This window comes from Gelatiniphilus marinus (genome assembly GCF_042684345.1).
In the GTDB taxonomy this organism is placed as follows: domain Bacteria; phylum Bacteroidota; class Bacteroidia; order Flavobacteriales; family Flavobacteriaceae; genus Gelatiniphilus; species Gelatiniphilus marinus.
Genome location: NZ_JBHULK010000018.1, coordinates 1 through 1,949, shown reverse-complemented (window position 1 = coordinate 1,949; position 1,949 = coordinate 1). Strand labels below are relative to the sequence as shown.

Genomic DNA, 1,949 nt, shown 5'->3' with positions numbered 1-1,949 from the left:
CTGCGCTGCCTGCACTACGGCGTGAAAACGCCGCAGAACAGGCAGCTATACGCCATTTTGCAAAGTGAAAACGTTTCACTACTTTTCACTTTGCAAAACAGCGCATAGCTGCGCGGGACGTTACCTACAATTTAAACGAACAGACGAACAAAAATGAAAAAACTACTTCTGACATTATTTATTGCGATTTCAATAATGACAAATGCGATTTCCCAAAACACGGCTGAATTGGATAAAAAAGCTGGATTTATGGACATAAAAATTGGAAATTCGATTTCAAGTCTTGCGGAAAAAGTAAAAAAAGACGAAAAAGAGCAAAATATGTATTTAATACAAAATGTATCAGAATACGAAATTGAAAACCACAAAATTGACAAAATTATAATTTTAGTTTCTAAAGACGGAAAAGAAACTATTGAACATTTTACGCTAATGTTTGTGGATAAAATAGATGAATTAGTCAGAATTGCACGTGACAAAGGAGCGAGTATGGAAAGACGTCAAAATGCACTCAAAGAAGCGGAAAGATTAACTGAAAAAGGTCCTGAATTTGATTATTATAGAAAACTATTTGGAGAAGCTTTTGGAGAACCGACATCAAAAGAAAACGGAATTGAAAAGTGGACTGGAAAAAAAATAAGATTGATGTGTACTAATTCTGGCGGAGTTGGTTTATGTAACTTTTCGACAGTTCTTTCCGAAGAACAAATTGACCAAATTAAAACCGAAAAAGGAAAAAAAGCTTCAAGTAAATTCTGATAAAAAACTGTAGGTAACAACGTGTATAATTAATGGCTAGTTCTCGACTACTTACGAAAATCCTCGCGGATTTTCTATTCGGTTTTTATTTGCTAACTTTAGTGCTTAAAACACGCCACTAATCATACACAAAACCGTTGTGCTTCATTATCTGAATTCCCAAATTCATATATTATCCTACCTTTAAAGAAACTAACCACCAATGATAAAATTCTTCAGAAAAATTCGACAAAACTTACTTTCAGAAGGAAAAAATAGAAAGTATTTTAAATATGCAATAGGAGAAATTATCCTTGTTGTAATTGGAATTTTAATTGCTCTTCAGATTAATAATTGGAATGAAAAACGAAAACTAAAGGACGCAGAAATAAAGCTACTTCAAAATTTTGAAACCAGCATTGAAAGTGATATTGAAAGCTTTGAATATTACATCGAAGAGTATAGAACTATCCATAATTCGATAAAGCTTCTCAAAGCCCATATGGACACCAACTTATCTTATAATGATTCTTTAAATTTTCATTTTTTGAATTCTACTGCTTATTGGTCACCAAGGATTGATCAAGGAGTATTCTCTACATTGAGTTCAAACGATTTAAATCTCATTTCAAATGACAGTCTGAAAAAAGAGATAGTTTCTTTTTATACATTTGCCAAAACCAATTTTGATATGAAAATATCAAAGTACTCAAACATTATAGACAATGCCAGTTATAATCTTTTCAACACTCGCTTTGATGGATTGTGGAATGTTGCCAATAGAGCAATGATTCCAAACGATTATGATTCTCTTAAAATAGATAAAGAATATATTTATTTTATCAATAGTTTAAATCAACAAATATTTTGGCTTGTAGAAGATCCATTAAATCAAGCAGAAAAAAAAGCAAAAACTTTGATTGAATTAATAGATAAAGAATTAAAAGTTCTTAAAAAATAACGAAAGCACAACAACGTGTATAATTAATTACTGCTGATTTCCCTATCGGAAAATCCCTTGAAATTAATTAACTTAGCAACTAGCGGAAAATGACTCACGTCTTTTTCCGTAACTAATCATAACACGTATTCCAAGGTCAAATCCTAACGAAATATAGTTTTTTTATGCGGCATGTTGTTGGAGAACAACATATGGCGTTCCTCTTTTAACTACTGCAAATGCTCTTGCTATTAGTTTATTTCTAACATTA

Annotated in this window: 2 protein-coding genes; both read left to right on the top strand. The window is 31.5% G+C overall.

From position 1 onward, the window contains the following. Nucleotides 1-153 precede the first annotated feature (153 nt). Nucleotides 154-759, top strand: a complete 606-nt coding sequence (locus ACFSQS_RS16085; RefSeq protein ID WP_388021238.1) for a hypothetical protein — start codon at nt 154-156, stop codon at nt 757-759. Between the two features lie 202 nt (nt 760-961). Then, nucleotides 962-1,699 carry a DUF6090 family protein gene (locus ACFSQS_RS16080; RefSeq protein WP_388021236.1) on the top strand — a complete coding sequence of 246 codons (738 nt, stop codon included), beginning with the start codon at nt 962-964 and terminating at the stop codon, nt 1,697-1,699. The last annotated feature ends 250 nt before the right edge of the window (nt 1,700-1,949 follow it).